At 62.2% G+C, this 15,292-nt stretch carries 17 protein-coding genes; 11 read left to right on the top strand and 6 right to left on the bottom strand.

Going from position 1 to position 15,292, the window contains the following annotated elements:
• Positions 1-155: 155 nt before the first annotated feature.
• Positions 156-608, bottom strand: a complete 453-nt coding sequence (gene hisI, locus BBX50_RS18280) for a phosphoribosyl-AMP cyclohydrolase (protein WP_065776765.1) — start codon at positions 606-608, stop codon at positions 156-158.
• A 25-nt stretch (positions 609-633) separates the two neighbouring features.
• Complete coding sequence (gene folE / locus BBX50_RS18275) at positions 634-1,251, bottom strand: GTP cyclohydrolase I FolE (RefSeq protein WP_065776764.1); 618 nt, start codon at positions 1,249-1,251, stop codon at positions 634-636.
• Between the two features lie 339 nt (positions 1,252-1,590).
• Here folE and BBX50_RS18270 point away from each other — a divergent pair, with 339 nt between their 5' ends.
• The 6 genes from BBX50_RS18270 (at position 1,591) to BBX50_RS18245 (ending at position 6,418) form a co-directional block, all read left to right on the top strand.
• On the top strand, positions 1,591-2,037 hold the full coding sequence (locus BBX50_RS18270; protein ID WP_065776763.1) for an iron-sulfur cluster assembly scaffold protein: 447 nt from the start codon (positions 1,591-1,593) through the stop codon (positions 2,035-2,037).
• A gap of 1 nt (position 2,038) precedes the next feature.
• Positions 2,039-2,413, top strand: coding sequence for a membrane protein insertion efficiency factor YidD (gene yidD / locus BBX50_RS18265; RefSeq protein ID WP_065776762.1), 375 nt, complete (start codon positions 2,039-2,041; stop codon positions 2,411-2,413).
• Entirely contained in the window at positions 2,410-2,838 is a 429-nt protein-coding gene (locus tag BBX50_RS18260; RefSeq protein ID WP_065776761.1) for a DUF2267 domain-containing protein, read from the top strand. The genes yidD and BBX50_RS18260 overlap by 4 nt, the downstream gene beginning before the upstream one ends.
• Before the next feature lie 12 nt (positions 2,839-2,850).
• Positions 2,851-3,390 carry a DUF1697 domain-containing protein gene (locus tag BBX50_RS18255; protein ID WP_065776760.1) on the top strand — a complete coding sequence of 180 codons (540 nt, stop codon included), beginning with the start codon at positions 2,851-2,853 and terminating at the stop codon, positions 3,388-3,390.
• A 126-nt stretch (positions 3,391-3,516) separates the two neighbouring features.
• Positions 3,517-5,499, top strand: a complete 1,983-nt coding sequence (gene thrS, locus BBX50_RS18250) for a threonine--tRNA ligase (protein ID WP_065776759.1) — start codon at positions 3,517-3,519, stop codon at positions 5,497-5,499.
• Between the two features lie 79 nt (positions 5,500-5,578).
• Positions 5,579-6,418, top strand: coding sequence for a lysophospholipid acyltransferase family protein (locus BBX50_RS18245; RefSeq protein ID WP_065776758.1), 840 nt, complete (start codon positions 5,579-5,581; stop codon positions 6,416-6,418).
• A 33-nt stretch (positions 6,419-6,451) separates the two neighbouring features.
• Here the strand turns inward: BBX50_RS18245 and BBX50_RS18240 are convergent, their stop codons facing one another.
• Positions 6,452-7,456 (bottom strand): hypothetical protein, encoded by a 1,005-nt coding sequence (locus tag BBX50_RS18240; RefSeq protein WP_065776757.1) that lies wholly within the window; start codon positions 7,454-7,456, stop codon positions 6,452-6,454.
• A 100-nt stretch (positions 7,457-7,556) separates the two neighbouring features.
• On the opposite strand from BBX50_RS18240, the gene BBX50_RS18235 reads away from it, so the two are divergent.
• Complete coding sequence (locus BBX50_RS18235) at positions 7,557-8,141, top strand: nitroreductase (protein ID WP_065776756.1); 585 nt, start codon at positions 7,557-7,559, stop codon at positions 8,139-8,141.
• Entirely contained in the window at positions 8,141-8,743 is a 603-nt protein-coding gene (locus tag BBX50_RS18230; protein WP_065776755.1) for a flavin reductase family protein, read from the top strand. Before BBX50_RS18235 ends, BBX50_RS18230 begins: the two co-directional genes overlap by 1 nt.
• A 27-nt stretch (positions 8,744-8,770) precedes the next feature.
• Here the strand turns inward: BBX50_RS18230 and BBX50_RS18225 are convergent, their stop codons facing one another.
• On the bottom strand, positions 8,771-9,469 hold the full coding sequence (locus BBX50_RS18225) for a hypothetical protein (protein ID WP_065776754.1): 699 nt from the start codon (positions 9,467-9,469) through the stop codon (positions 8,771-8,773).
• Positions 9,470-9,543: 74 nt separating this feature from the next.
• On the opposite strand from BBX50_RS18225, the gene BBX50_RS18220 reads away from it, so the two are divergent.
• Both BBX50_RS18220 and BBX50_RS18215 read left to right on the top strand, forming a co-directional pair.
• A complete protein-coding gene (locus tag BBX50_RS18220) occupies positions 9,544-10,680 on the top strand; it encodes a DUF2336 domain-containing protein (RefSeq protein WP_065776753.1) in 1,137 nt (378 codons plus the stop codon).
• A gap of 101 nt (positions 10,681-10,781) precedes the next feature.
• Positions 10,782-11,804: an aldehyde reductase gene (locus tag BBX50_RS18215; RefSeq protein ID WP_065776752.1), complete on the top strand. Its 1,023-nt coding sequence runs from the start codon at positions 10,782-10,784 to the stop codon at positions 11,802-11,804.
• 50 nt (positions 11,805-11,854) lie between these two features.
• Here BBX50_RS18215 and BBX50_RS18210 read toward each other — a convergent pair whose 3' ends face one another.
• A complete protein-coding gene (locus BBX50_RS18210) occupies positions 11,855-12,265 on the bottom strand; it encodes a hypothetical protein (RefSeq protein ID WP_065776751.1) in 411 nt (136 codons plus the stop codon).
• A 232-nt stretch (positions 12,266-12,497) separates the two neighbouring features.
• Here BBX50_RS18210 and BBX50_RS18205 point away from each other — a divergent pair, with 232 nt between their 5' ends.
• Positions 12,498-12,968, top strand: coding sequence for a GNAT family N-acetyltransferase (locus BBX50_RS18205; protein ID WP_065776750.1), 471 nt, complete (start codon positions 12,498-12,500; stop codon positions 12,966-12,968).
• A 222-nt stretch (positions 12,969-13,190) separates the two neighbouring features.
• Here BBX50_RS18205 and parE read toward each other — a convergent pair whose 3' ends face one another.
• On the bottom strand, positions 13,191-15,254 hold the full coding sequence (gene parE, locus BBX50_RS18200) for a DNA topoisomerase IV subunit B (RefSeq protein ID WP_065776749.1): 2,064 nt from the start codon (positions 15,252-15,254) through the stop codon (positions 13,191-13,193).
• Between the last annotated feature and the right edge of the window lie 38 nt (positions 15,255-15,292).

Below are 15,292 nucleotides of genomic sequence, written 5' to 3'. Positions count from 1 at the left end.
GGCACGACCGATAAACATTGGATACAGTTTGCAATACAGTTCGGAACGAGATCGTTCCCCTTTAGTGCGCTATATCCTTGCCCAAGGATTAGGCGCCCGGTTGGTTTCCAAAGAATGAATATAGCATGCGGTCGCGCCAAAAAGAGCCGCGATGCTTAATTTTTATCATAGACCTCTGTTGGATCGAAGTGCCTGTGGCCATCGGTGATCGTGGTCACGGCGCTGCCGTCCTTGATGTCGACCGTTCGGTAAAAGCAGGAACGACGTCCGGTGTGGCAGGTGGCGTCGTGGCCGGCGACGGAAACCTTCAGCCAGATCGCATCTTGGTCGCAGTCGGTGCGGATTTCCTTGACCGTCTGCAGGTTGCCCGAGCTTTCGCCCTTCTTCCACAGGCTCTTGCGCGAACGGCTGTAGTAGTGGGCAACGCCGGTCTCGATCGTCAGCGCCAGAGCTTCGGCGTTCATGTGGGCGACCATCAGCAGCTCGCCATCCCTGATGTCAGTGACGACGGCAGTGATCAGCCCTTTTTCATCAAAACGTGGGGTAAAGGCCGGACCGTTCTCCAGTTCGGCCTTGTTGGAGGAGGGAGCGTCGAAGGTGAGCGTCATGGAAAGGCTCCGTCTTGTCGGAGCCTTACTTGAAGCCCCTGAGCATGGTCATGAACCGGGCCTGCTCGGCCGGCTCCGTCTGGAACGTACCCGTAAATGTGGTGGTCAGCGTTGTCGAGCCTTGCTTCTGCACGCCGCGCATCGCCATGCACATATGCTCGGCCTCGATCATCACAGCGACACCGCGCGGGGCGAGCGATTCATCGATTGCCCTGGCGATCTGTGCCGTCATCGATTCCTGCGTCTGCAGACGGCGGCCGTAGATGTCGACCACACGGGCGATCTTGGAAAGGCCGAGCACGCGACCGTTCGGCAGATAGGCGACATGGGCCTTGCCAATGATCGGCACCATATGGTGTTCGCAATGCGAATAGAACGGGATGTCCTTGACGAGCACCATGTCGTCGTAGCCCGCGACCTCTTCGAAGGTGCGGCCGAGTACATCTTCGGCGGCGAGATCGTAGCCGCTGAAAAGCTCGCGATAGGACTTGACCACGCGCGCCGGCGTGTCCTTCAGGCCTTCGCGTTCCGGGTCTTCGCCGGCCCAGCGCAAGAGAACGCGCACGGCTTCTTCCGCTTCCTTCTGGGTCGGGCGGCCGCTCGCGTCGTCGAGCACGGGAAAATTCTTCACTATGGCGTCCATAATGGCCTCTTTGAGCAATACGGGATTGCTTGACGTTTTATCTTTCGGACAACTCGCCACTGGCCATTCGCCTAACCCTGCAGGCTTGGGTTCCGTCGGCGGGCTCCGGGGCTTTCGGGTCCTGGCTTAACAGTGCACTGGACCTTCCGGCACGGTTTCCCAAACAACAGGCGACATTACTCCCTTGCGGAACTGTCACCCCAACACGACATAGCATATAGTATGGTGCCACAGAGATGAAAGAGGCGGAGCGTATCGCGTCGTGCTTTTTTCCTGCCTACCGGAGAAAATCATGCGTCGATCACCCAAAACCGCGAAAAATCAGCCGGATCGCGTCAAATGATGGATGACATCTATAACAGCCGCATACTCGAATTCGCGGGCAATATTCCGCGCATCGGCTCACTTGCCGACGCTGACGCCGAGGCGACCGCGCATTCGAAGCTGTGCGGTTCCAAGGTTCACATCTGGCTGAAGATGGACGGCGACCTGGTCGCGGATTTCGCTCATGACGTCAAGGCCTGTGCGCTCGGTCAGGCGTCGTCATCGATCATGGCGCGCCATGTCATCGGTGCCGGTGCGGAGGAAATCCGCCAAGCGCGTGCGGATATGCTTGCCATGTTGAAGGCGGACGGCGAGGGCCCGTCCGGCCGTTTCGAGGACATGCGCTTTCTGCGCCCGGTGAAGGACTACAAGGCGCGGCACGCCTCGACGATGCTGACATTTGACGCCGTGGTCGACGCCATCGAGCAGATCGAAGCCCGGCGATTGGTCGCGGCCGTCTAAGATGTGCGGCGAACCGAATTGCCGACATGTGCCAGACAATGGAGCAAGGCCACCGATTCGTGGACGAAACTGGTCCGGGCCCTTCCGCAAGACGCCGGGACGCTTGATCGGCCTTGTGCTGATCCGCGCCTATCAGCTGACGCTCTCGAGTTTCATCGGCAACACGTGCCGCCACCTGCCGACCTGTTCGGAATACGGCTACGAGGCGATCGCCCGTCATGGCTTCTGGGCCGGGGGCTGGATGACGCTGTTTCGCGTGGCGCGCTGCGGACCGGGCGGGACGCATGGTTTCGATCCGGTGCCGGAGCGGCTGGAGTCTCGCCTCAAATGGTATGCGCCGTGGCGCTACTGGCGGCCACGGCCGAAGGTTGGATGATCGCTATGCCCATGCCGATGGAGTACCGCCAGGCCTCGGTCGATTTCGACCGCTTCATCCTTGACGCGTGCGAGCTCGCCGGGCTGCAAACGACGAACCAGGCCTACACGATGGTACAGGCTGTGTTGCGGACGTTCCGCCGGAGACTGGACATCGAGGACGCCATCCTGTTCGCTGACGTCTTGCCGCCCGTCGTCAGGGCGATCTTCGTTGCCGAATGGGACGTCGAAGAACCGAGAAGCCCGTTTTCGGGCCGCGTCGCCATGACCCGCGAGGTACAGTCGCTTCGACCCGATCACAATATTTCGCCGGACAGCGCCATTGCGGATGTGGCCGCAGCCTTGCGTCGCAACATCGACGAGGCGAAGCTTGACCGTGTTCTTGCCCGGCTGCCCCCAGGTGCCGCAGACTTCTGGCGCGCCTGAGCGGGAGGAAAGATGAGCAGCTACGTCGCCTTGCTCTACAGCATCGTTCTTGGCGCCGGGCGTCGGGTCGTCATGGCCGATCTCAGAGAAATGGCGGAAGGGCTCGGCTACCGTTCACCGCGAACCCTGGTCGCGACCGGCAATCTTGTGTTCGAGGCCGGACAAACGTCCATCCCAGACCTCGAATCGCCGCTTGAGAAAGCCTTTTCCGAGACATTTGGCCGGCACGTCGACATTATTGTCCGGTCCGGCGGCGGCTGGCTGAAGCTTGCGGCCTCCAATCCCTTCCGCGACGAGGGCGAAGAGGACGCGACGCGGGTGCATGTGCGGGTGATGCGCGATCCGTTGACGGAAGCAGCACTCGCGGGCCTTCAGCGATATTGCGTCGCCGGCGAACGCCTGGCGATCGTCGATGGCGATCTCTGGGTGCATTTTGCCGGCAAGGCCAGCGAATCGAAGCTGCTGGGCGCGATGACGACCAAGCGGCTCGGCATCGGGACGTTCCGCAACTGGAACACCGTCAAGGGTTTGGCGGAGATGCTACGGCCCTAGTTCCCCGGCGGCCGTCACCTTTACTCGCTTTCGAAAACGCTTTATCAGGCCAGCTTCCCTTCACCGGCGCTGCCGGACAACCACCATACCACCCGCATTCGTTGGCGGGACTGGATAGGAGATCACATGTCGAATCCTGTTTCCCTTACATTTCCTGATGGCTCGGTCCGCGAATATCCCGCGGGGACGACCGGCCGCGACGTGGCAGAAGCGATTTCGAAGTCGCTCGCCAAAAAGGCGGTTGCGATTGCGCTCGACGACGAGCTGCGCGACCTGTCCGATCCGATCGCCAATGGCCGGATCGAGATCGTCGTGCGTGACGACAAGCGCGCACTCGAACTCATTCGCCACGATGCCGCGCACGTTATGGCTGAGGCCGTGCAGGAACTGTGGCCGGGAACGCAGGTGACCATCGGCCCGGTCATCGACAACGGCTTCTATTACGACTTCGCCCGCAACGAACCTTTCACGCCCGATGATCTGCCGCTCATCGAAAAGCGGATGAAGGAGATCATTGCGCGCAACAAGCCTTTCACCAAGGACGTCTGGTCGCGCGACAAGGCCCGAAAGGTCTTTGCCGACAAGGGCGAGGCCTACAAGGTCGAGCTCGTCGATGCGATCCCTGAGGGGCAGGATCTCAAGATCTACTATCAGGGCGACTGGTTCGACCTTTGCCGCGGCCCGCACATGGCCTCGACCGGCCAGATCGGCACGGCCTTCAAGCTGATGAAGGTGGCCGGCGCCTATTGGCGCGGCGACAGCAACAATGCGATGCTGACCCGCATCTACGGCACCGCCTGGCACACCCAGGAAGAGCTCGACCAGTACCTGCACGTACTGGCCGAGGCTGAAAAGCGCGACCACCGCCGTCTCGGCCGCGAAATGGACCTGTTCCATTTCCAGGAGGAGGGCCCCGGCGTCGTCTTCTGGCACGGCAAGGGCTGGCGCATGTTCCAGACGCTGGTTGCCTACATGCGCCGCCGGCTCGCAAACACCTACCAGGAAGTCAACGCGCCGCAGGTGCTCGACAAGTCGCTCTGGGAAACCTCGGGCCACTGGGGCTGGTATCGCGACAACATGTTCAAGGTGACGGTCGCCGGTGACGAAACCGACGACGAGCGTGTCTTCGCGCTGAAGCCGATGAACTGCCCGGGCCATATCCAGATCTTCAAGCACGGTCTGAAGTCCTATCGCGAGCTGCCGGTTCGCCTGGCCGAATTCGGCAACGTTCACCGCTACGAGCCTTCGGGCGCGCTGCACGGCCTGATGCGCGTGCGCGGTTTTACCCAGGACGATGCGCATGTCTTCTGCACCGACGAGCAGATGGCGGCGGAGTGCCTGCGCATCAACGACCTCATCCTCTCGGTTTATGAGGACTTCGGCTTCAAGGAAGTGGTGGTCAAGCTCTCCACCCGTCCGGACAAGCGCGTCGGCTCCGACGAACTCTGGGATCGCGCCGAGAGCGTGATGACGGACGTTCTGAAGACGATCGAGGAACAGTCGGAAGGTCGCATCAAGACCGGCATCCTGCCGGGCGAGGGCGCTTTCTATGGTCCGAAGTTCGAGTACACGCTGAAGGACGCGATCGGCCGTGAATGGCAGTGCGGCACCACCCAGGTCGACTTCAACCTGCCGGAACGGTTCGGTGCGTTCTACATCGACAAGGAATCCGAAAAGCGCCAGCCGGTCATGATCCACCGGGCCATCTGTGGCTCGATGGAGCGTTTCCTCGGCATCCTGATCGAGAACTTCGCCGGCCATATGCCGCTCTGGGTTTCGCCGCTGCAGGTGGTCGTCGCGACGATCACCTCGGAAGCCGACGACTACGGTCGTGAGGTCGCCGAGCTCTTGCGCGACGCCGGGCTCGCCGTCGAGACCGACTTCCGCAACGAGAAGATCAACTACAAGGTCCGCGAGCATTCGGTGACCAAGGTTCCGGTCATCGTCGTTTGCGGCAAGCGCGAAGCCGAGGAGCGCTCGGTCAACATCCGTCGTCTCGGCTCCCAGGCCCAGACGGCGATGTCGCTCGACGAGGCGATCGCTTCGCTGTCCTTGGAGGCCATGGCACCGGACCTCAAGCGCAAGTTGGAAAAGAAAGCCCGGGGTTGATCCCCCGGGTACTTGCTTTGTCAGCAAACTGTCATATTAGCGGAATATCCGGATAAGATAGTATCCATCGGAGATTTCCGTGCAGTTCAAAGAGCTGTCCTACGCCAATGAAAACGACCGGCGCCTGAAGCGCTGGTTCATTCGCTCCGTAGAAGGCCTGTCGGGCCGCAACCGCTATGCAAAGCTCTACACGCGTTGGCGGTCCGACATCGTCGGCAAGAGCGACCGTGTTTTCGGCGAGATGCTGCAGCTCATCGATGTGAAGCTGCGCGTTCAGGGCGAATGGCCGCCTAAGCATTTGCCAGACACGCCGATCGTCATTGTCGCCAACCACCCCTTCGGCATAGGTGATGGTATCGCAGTGCTCGCCCTTGCCGAGCAGCTCGATCGACCGTTTCGTGTCATCATCAACAACGAGCTCTTGAAGGTGCCGGAAATGGCGCCGTACTCCCTGCCGGTCTCGTTCGAGGAGACGAAGGAGGCGTTGGCGGTCAACATGGCGACACGCCACGAGGCGCTGCGCCTGCTGAAGGAAGGTGTAACAATCATCATTTTCCCTTCGGGCGGGGTGGCCACCGCGCCCAAGGGATTTGGCCGCGCAGAGGATTTGCCCTGGAAGATCTTTCCGGCGAAACTGATCCGGGCGGCGCAAGCGAGCGTCATCCCGATTTACTTCGAGGGTCAGAACGGCCGCATCTTCCATCTTGCGAGCAAGATTTCACTGACGCTGAGGCTGTCGCTCCTGATCCGCGAGTTCCGCCGCCTGTCGGGTACAACGATTGCGGCGCGCGTCGGCCATGTCCTGACCCCGGAAGACCTCGGCACCTGCGGCGATCGCAAGGATTTGCTGGCCCGCATCTATGAAGCGGTCTTCTCCATGGCGCCGCCGCGCCGGCGGTTCCTGCGGCGGGCCGGCTGACGTTGCGCCAAGGGACTGCCGTTAGGTAAGCTATCAGTCCTGGGCGTCGGAGATGGCGCCCTGGTTCGGATTGGCATCATTGCCGCCGCTGCTGAGCAGCACTTCCACATCCGCGTTGACGCCGGCCTTCACCGTGAAGTCACGCTCGTAGATCTTGTCCTTGTAGCGCGCCACGGCGGAATAGCTGCCTTCGAGCAGCACCAGCGTCGGGAAAGCGCCGTTCTCCTCGTCCACGGTGTCGCCGGCGGAGGTCAGAATCGTCCAGGCGGTGTTGGCAATGGCTTCACCGCCCGGCTCTGAAACCAGCTTGAGCGTGAGCTTGGCTGCGCGGTGCTGGATGGTCGCTTCCGTCAGCTTGCCGGCTTCGACCTGGATGTCGGCGGCGGTCGATGCGTTTCCATAGCTCGAGGTCACGTGATAGGTGCCGGCGCCGAGCCGAACCACCGTGTTCGGCTTCACATCCGCCACGATCAGCGCCCGTTCGCCGTCACTCTTGGTATCTGCGGAATAGACGGAGAAACTGAGGTCTGCCGGCGGAATGCGCACGTCGCTGCCCGAGACGGCATTGAGTTTGATGCCGCCGGCATCAAGCACCAGGACCTGCTTGTCGAGCGCGCCTTGTTCGGGCACGCGGATCTTGCGCGTGGCGGAGGCGCGTCCGAAGGAGACATTGACGAAATAGTCGCCGGGCACGAGGTTGAAGGCGGTCGAGCCGCCTTCTGACGTTGCCAGCAGCGGCAGTTTCCCATCACTTCCTGGGATCGGGCTGAACACGCGCCACGTCAGGCCGGCCTCGACCGGACCGCCTTTTTCTGCAAGCAACGCCTCAAGTTTGATATCCTTCAGAGTGCCGTCGGCGATCGGATCGCTCGTCATCGGGCTGAAGCCCGTCAGCTTCGGCATCTTGCGTGGACCGGCGATCGAGGGAAAGCTCTCGAATGCCTCTGTTGCATCTTCAGCGAGCGCGCTTCCCGCGGCCGCTCCGGCGACAAGGATCGCAAGGCCGGTACCGAGGAAAATACGAGAGCATGGATGCATGAGAACAGTTGACTTCCTGACTGAGTGACTCCACTTGGGACGCCGGTATGGCATTTTCGTGGCTGCCTGTGGGGCGGCAAATTAGTGGAATTCATCTGACATGAAAACCGAAATTAAGCTTGTCGACTATCTGACGTCCCGCCGCTCCATTCCCGCCTTCCAGATGGGAGAACCCGGCCCCAGCAAGGGCGAGGTCGAAGAAATGTTGAAGCTTGCCTCTCGCGTGCCCGATCACGGTAAGCTCGCACCCTGGCGCTTCATCGTCTACCGCGGCGAGGAGAGGGTGCGCATCAGCGCCGAACTGAAGGCGATGGCGCTTCAGATGAAGCCGGATCTGTCCGATGAGATGATCAAGGTCGAGGAAACCCGACTTTCACGCGCACCCGTCGTTGTTGCTGTCGTCAGCACGGCAGCCCCGCATTTCAAGATCCCGGAATGGGAGCAGGTGATGTCGGCCGGTGCCGTCTGCCTCAATCTGCTGATGGCCGCCAACGCACTCGGCTACGCCTCCAACTGGCTGACCGAATGGTACGCCTTCGACGAGCGCGCCTATCCGTTGCTGGGGGTCAATCCGGGTGAAAAGGTTGCCGGTTTCATTCACATCGGTACTGCGATGGTGCCGCCGACGGAACGGCCGCGCCCGGAGCTCGCCGAAATCGTCACCTGGGTGGGCGAGGGCGCGTGATGTTCTACGATACGGCCTCGAACCGTCACGGCTTGCCGCATGACCCTTTCAAGGCCATCGTTTCGCCGCGGCCGATCGGCTGGATCGGCACGCGGGCGGCCGATGGTTCGAACAACCTTGCGCCCTATTCCTTCTTCAACGCCATCGGCGACAAGCCGAAGCTCGTGATGTTTTCTTCGAGCGGCTACAAGGATTCGGTCCGCAACATCGAGGCGACCGGCGTTTTCACTGCGAGCTTCGCCAGTCGTAATCTCGCGGACGCGGTGAACAGGACATCGATCTCAGCGCCGCACGGCGACAGTGAATTCGAGATCGCTGGCCTCACCGCCGTTGAGGGTTCCCTGGTGGCGGCGCCCTTCGTCGGCGAGGCCTATGCCGCACTTGAATGCCGGATGACTGAGATGTTCCAGCCCAAGAGCTTGGACGGTGCGCTGTCGGATAACTATGTCGTCATCGGTCAGGTCGTCGGCATCCACATCCGCGAGGAAGCGATCCGCGACGGCCGTTTCGACATGTCGACGGTCAGGCCGCTCGCCCGTCTCGGTTATATGGACTATTGCGATGGCGGCGACGTCTTCGAGATGATCCGCCCGACGCGTTGAGGTTTGTGACGCGCGCCCTCGGCAGTCTCATGTGCCACAGGCGATGAGCGCCTGTTCGATGGAGCGGCAAACAACCGAAGCAAAGCCGTTATCCCTGCTTGTCGGCACGGCCCACTTCGTCGCGGCCTCGTCGCAATCGGCCGGCAGCATCTCATAGGCGGGGACGCTGGCCTCATGCGCCCTTAGTGCCACATATGCGCGCCCGGCGAGGATCGGCGCTGCCAGGCGCTGATGGGAGGCGCCTGTCGGCTCCTTGCAGCCCAAGGCATCCGCCAGCGCGGTGCCGTTGAAGATCAGGGCTTCCAGGCGCGCCGACGATCCAGCCAGTGCATGGGGCGACAGCAGGCCTTCGGGTGCGCCGCCGTATTCTGCATAGAGCCTGATACGATTGGCAGTCACGCCCTTGGTCGCTTCGGCAACCTGCAGCATGACGTCAAGCCGCTGGATGTCTGCGCGGCCGCGGCATCCGGAGAGGACGACGCCGTCGGTCCCGCTGCCGAGCACCCGGTTCAGTTCGTCTTCGCTCAGCCGCTCGACCGGGTCGACGCGCGCAAGCACCGTGAAAGCGCGCCCTTGCCAGTTGGCAAGGCCACGAAGCGTCTCGGTGTCGCAACCGACATCCAGGATGATGCCGGCCATCGCATGAATGGCGGCGAGATCGGGGGGGAGTGCTGTGCCATCGGCAATCAGCAGCGGCTTTATGGTTTGGAGGCGGTTAACAGACATGGTGAACCAATCTTAAACCTTTGCCCGCTAGGGTTCGAACATTGGTGGCTTTGGCGTGGTCTAGTGGGGCATAGGTGATCATACAAGCATTTCTTCGCTGGGCGGAAACGGCGAGAACGGGTGAGCGCACACGCGCTGCAAGCGCCTTGGGCCGTGCCTATGTCGATGCGCAGTTGAATGGCCTTGATCGTCGCGCCGCCGAGATGGCAATGACATTTCTGTTGGATGACCCGTCCCCGAAAGTTCGACAGGCGCTTGCCGAAGCGGTTTGTGGTTGCTCGTCCGTCCCGCGCACCATCATCCTCGGCCTGGCGGAAGACCAGCCTGAGATCGCCTATCTCATCATTTCGCGTTCGCCTGTCCTTACCGACGAAGATCTGGTCGATCTCGCGGCGCGGGGAACGTTTGAGACCCGTGCGCTGATCGCCGCACGCAGTTTCGTGTCCCGCGCGGTATCGGCGGCGATTGCCGAGATCGGCGGCGAAGACGAGATCCTGATCCTGCTGGAAAACGCCGGCGCTCAACCGTCGCGCCGCTCGCTGAAACGCATTGCCGAGCGCCTGGGCCGTTCCGCGGTGGTCCGCGACCTTCTGCTTGCGCGACCGGATTTGCCAAGCGATGCCCGTCACGTGCTCGTTGAGGAGGTTGGCGCTGCCCTTGCTGCCTTCGGCCTCGTGCAGATGACGATTGGAGAAACACGGGTCCAGCGCGTGACGCGCGAAGCTTGCGACATCGCCACCGTCGGCATGGCCGGTGCTGTGGCCGTCGAGGAACTGCCAGGCCTGGTGACCTACCTGCGCGAGACGGGCCGGTTGACGCCGGCCTTCCTGCTACACGCACTGGTGGCGGGGCGGGCGGAGTTTTTCTCGGCGGCGATCGTTGATCTCTCTGGCGTCAGTGAGAAGCGTGTGCGCTCCATCCTGTCCGGTGGGCGCGTCCACTCGATCAGGGCCCTGTTTGAAAGTGCAGGCCTTGGTCGCGACGTCAGCGAAACCTTTGCCGCAGCGGTTTTGCTGTGGCGTCAGGATGGTGCTGGCGCAAGCGACGGTCCCACCTCGGTCTCGGCAGAACTGCTGGCGCGACTGCGGCGTGAACGATCGGCCTCAGCGGCCAACGCCGCGATGATCGATCTGCTCGAACGCCTGGCATTTGCCGAAGAGCGTCAATCCGCCCGCGACTATGCGGAACTTGCCGCGCGTCAGGCCGCGTGATCACAATCGCCGGCGAATCCGTTCAACTGTTCAGCTGTTTGGTTTCAAGCGGCTGATGGCAAGCCTCAACGTAAGGCCTGCGGTCAACGAGGAACTGGCGCATGAACGAGAAAAGGGCGGTCACCGTTGCCGTGACCGGCATAGGTGGATTTGTCGGACGCCACGTCGCACTCGCCCTGTTGCGCGAGGGCTATGACGTACATGGGACGGTTCGCACCTTGGCGCGCGCGCAGGAGATCGAGCGATCGATCCGTGCCGCTGGCGGGACCGCAGACGCGAGACTGACATTCGCCGAAGCTGACCTGCTGGCGGAGGAAGGTTGGTCAGAGGCGTTCGCCGGCGTTTCTTATGTCGTACACACCGCGTCGCCCTTTCCGGCGCGTTTGCCGGCGAACGAGATGGAACTGATCGCGCCTGCGCGTGACGGCGCACTGCGCGTTCTCAGGGCCGCGCGTTCGGCAGGGGTCCGCCGCGTCGTCCTCACGTCATCGATCGCGGCGGTCATCTACGGGCACGGAAAGGCGCCCTATGCGGAGGGCGATTGGACCGACCCGCAATCGCCGTTTGCGACGCCCTATTATCGCTCGAAGACCTTCGCCGAACGCTCCGCCTGGGACTATGCGCGCGAAAGCGGTCTTGAATTGACGGTCGTCAATCCGGGTATGGTGCTCGGACCGCTTCTTGGCCGCGACGTCGGCACCTCGGTCGCTGTGGTGCGCAATCTTCTAAGGGGAAGTTATCCAGCCTTGCCGAAGTTCGCCGTGCCAGTCGTCGACGTCCGTGACGTTGCTGCCGCCCATGTGCGTGCAATGACCACGGCTGGCGCTGCGGGAGAGCGCTTTCTGGTTGCCGGGGAGGTGTGTTCTCTTGCGGATATCGCAGCGATACTCCGGCGCCGGTTTCCCGAGCGCGCTTCCAAATTGCCGAAGCTCATTCTGCCAAACTGGCTGGCGACCCTCGTTGCCCCCTTTGATCCCGGCTTGCGCCTCATCGTGCGGGAACTCGGGCGCGACCAGCGCATTTCCAGCGCGAAGGCACGGCGCATGCTGGGATGGCAGCCGCGAAGCGCGGCCGAGGCCGTCAGCGCCAGCGCCGACAGTCTGATCCTTGCCGGCCTTGTCTGAGCGGAGCGGGCCTGCCCACGCACTGCGCGTTGACATGAACGCACGGCGCTCTAATCGGTGAAGCGGCGGGCGACCCAGGAGTAGCCGTCCTCGATGTAATGCACGGGTGCGGTCACGATGGTTTTGAGTTTCTCGCGATCGGGGATCGCGCCCGACAGGAAGGCCATTGTTCGTTTTGGCAGGTTCGGTTCCGGTTGTGGTTCTGTCGCCTGGAGCGGCGTCTGGCTTTGCTGGGAGCCGGCCGGAGGTGGGGTGAGCTCGGCAAGGCTCGGATCGGAGCTTTCACAAACGGCAACGACAACGGGATAATTCGCGTTCGAGAACTTCGGCAACTGCCCGTGCGAGGCGGTGTCGCACTGCGCGACCGACGGCCAGCTGCCGTTGACGGTCGAGATATATTGGCATTGGCTTACATCGTGGTCGCAACCGAGAATGGTCATGACAATCATTGCCGTTTTCATGGTGATCCTGTGGTCGATCGGTGAGGTGGCGGTGTCATCAACCTATGCCTGTGATTCTTTCGAAAATAGGGCGAGGTGACCGATGAGGTGGAACATTTCGTGCCGTTGGCGTGAATGGTGATGTGACAGCGCGGTGTTGCGCGAGCGTTGCGTCATTTGACGTATTGGTTGGTTTTTCCAAGAACAGTAGTCTCCAGCACGCAGAAACCCGAAACCGAGAAGGACGACACGATTGCCTGCCGTAACCATAGCCCTGGAACCACCGCGCCAATCGGCGGTCGTGCGACTGCTGGAACTCTCCGATGCCTATGCCGCCTCGCTCTACCCCGCCGAAAGCAACCACATGGTTGACCTGTCGAGCCTGGAGCAGCCGGCGGTCTCCTTCTTCGTGGCCCGGCGCGATGGCGATGTCGTCGGCTGTTGCGCCCTGGTGGAGGCCGGCGACGGAACGGCGGAGATCAAGCGCATGTTCGTCGATCCTGAGGCGAGGGGGCTGAGGGTCGGAAAGCTGCTGCTTGAGGCGTTGGAGGCACAGGCCGAACAAGTCGGATTTCAGGCCATTCGCCTCGAAACCGGGATCCATCAACCGGAAGCGATCAACCTCTACAAAACGGCCGGATATGTCGAGCGACCGCCGTTCGGCGACTACCGGCCGGATCCGCTCAGCCTGTTCATGGAGAAGCCGGTTCGCCGAGCGGCTTGAACACGGCTCGCCGGACGGATCAATCGAGCGGAAAGCGAAACGGCGGCATTTGCCGCCGTTCTCGATCTCAAGGTCTTGCAGCAGGTGGCAAGGGAACGCTGCGCATCTCTTCTCAACCGGACCTAGAGCATCCCGCTCTCAAGTGGATCCACGTGAGGCGGAAAGATGCTCTAGAATCAAAGTGCTAGAGCGTCCTTGGCGTTCATATGAACGCACGGCGCTCTAGATGTCCAGGTTGTCGGCAAACACGGCGCGTTCCTGAATGAAGCGGAAGCGGGCGTCGGCCTTCGTTCCCATCAGATTGTCGACCGCCTCGCGCGTGCCCTCGAAATCGACGTCGTCGACCTCGACCTTGAGCAGCGTGCGGAATTTCGGGTCCATCGTCGTTTCCTTGAGCTGCGCCGGCAACATCTCGCCAAGGCCCTTGAAGCGGCCGATCTCGACCTTGCCGCGCCCGGCAAATTCGGTGCGCATCAGCTCTTCGCGGTGCGCATCGTCGCGGGCATAGAGTGTCTTTGCGCCCTGGCTGATGCGATAGAGTGGCGGTACAGCGAGAAAGAGGTGACCGCCGCGGATCAGCTCGGGCATTTCCTGATAGAAGAAGGTGATCAGCAGCGAGGCGATGTGAGCACCGTCGACGTCGGCGTCGGTCATGACGACGATACGTTCGTAGCGCAGATCCTCTTCGCGGTACTTGCTGCGCGTGCCGCAGCCAAGCGCCTGGATGAGGTCGGCGATCTGCTGGTTGGCGCCGAGCTTTTCGCGGCCGGCGCTCGCCACATTGAGGATCTTGCCGCGCAGCGGCAGGATCGCCTGGTTGGCGCGGTTGCGCGCCTGCTTGGCTGAACCGCCTGCCGAGTCCCCTTCGACGATGAAGAGTTCAGCGCCTTCGGCAGTGTTCTGCGAGCAATCGGCAAGCTTGCCCGGCAGGCGCAGCTTGCGCACGGCCGTCTTGCGGTTGACTTCCTTTTCCTTGCGCCGGCGCACACGCTCCTCGGCGCGTTCGACCACCCAGTCGAGCAGCTTGGCGGCCTCGGCCGGATTGTCGGCAAGATAGTGGTCGAAGGGGTCGCGCAAGGCGTTTTCGACGATGCGCTGCGCCTCGACGGTCGCAAGCTTGTCCTTGGTCTGGCCGACGAATTCCGGTTCGCGGATGAAGACCGACAGCATGCCGGCCGCCGAAATCATCACGTCATCGGTGGTGATGATCGCTGCGCGCTTGTTCTGCGTCAGCTCGGCATAGTTCTTCAGGCCCTTGGTCAGCGCGATGCGGAAGCCCGCCTCATGCGTACCGCCCTCGGGCGTCGGAATGGTGTTGCAGTAGGAGTGAACCTGCTGGTCGCCGCCATACCAGGTGACCGCCCATTCGAGCGAGCCGTGGCCATTCGCCTTCTCCGACTTGCCGGCAAAGATCTCGCGGGTGACCGTGAACTCCTTGCCGAGCGTTGCCGCAAGATAGTCCTTGAGGCCACCGGGGAAGTGGAAGACGGCCTTGTCCGGGATCTCCGAACCTTCCTGCAGCAGTGACGGGTCGCAGGACCAGCGGATCTCGACGCCGCCGAAGAGATAGGCCTTCGAGCGCGCCATGCGGAAGAGCCGTCCGGGCTCGAAACGTGCGTGCGGCCCGAAAATGTCGGGGTCCGGATGGAAGCGAACACGCGTGCCGCGGCGGTTGTGCACGTCGCCGAGTTCTTCGAGCCCGCCTTGCGGAATGCCGCGGGAGAAGCGCTGGCGATAGAGCTTGCGGTTGCGGGCGACCTCGACTTCAAGCGCATCGGACAGTGCGTTGACGACAGAGACGCCGACGCCGTGCAGACCGCCCGAGGTTTCATAGGCCTTGCCGTCGAACTTGCCGCCGGCATGCAGAATGGTCATGACGACTTCGAGCGTCGATTTCCCGGGGAACTTCGGATGGTTCTCGACCGGGATGCCGCGGCCGTTATCGGTCACCGTCAGGAAGCCGTCGGCATCGAGATTGACCTCGATGAAGTTTGCGTGGCCGGCGACCGCTTCGTCCATCGAGTTGTCGATGACTTCGGCGAAGAGGTGATGCAGCGCCTTCTCGTCGGTACCGCCGATATACATGCCCGGACGACGGCGAACCGGCTCCAGTCCCTCGAGCACCTCGATCGCCGAAGCATCGTAGTCGCTGCCATCACTCCCCTTCGGGGCCGGGCGCGGCTCTTCGCGTGCGACCGGTGTCGCAGGCACGACCGGCGCGGCGCTCGGCTGAGCAGGCTTGGGTTGCTGGGGCATAGAGGAGAAGAGGTCGCTGTTGTCGTCCATGGGATCGTTCGGATCGTTCCTGTCGTTTGGGAATGCCT

The organism is Ensifer sp. LC11 (assembly GCF_001695835.1).
GTDB lineage: Bacteria > Pseudomonadota > Alphaproteobacteria > Rhizobiales > Rhizobiaceae > Ensifer.
Note: the sequence above shows the minus strand (reverse complement) of the source record. Positions and strands in the feature narration are given on the sequence as shown.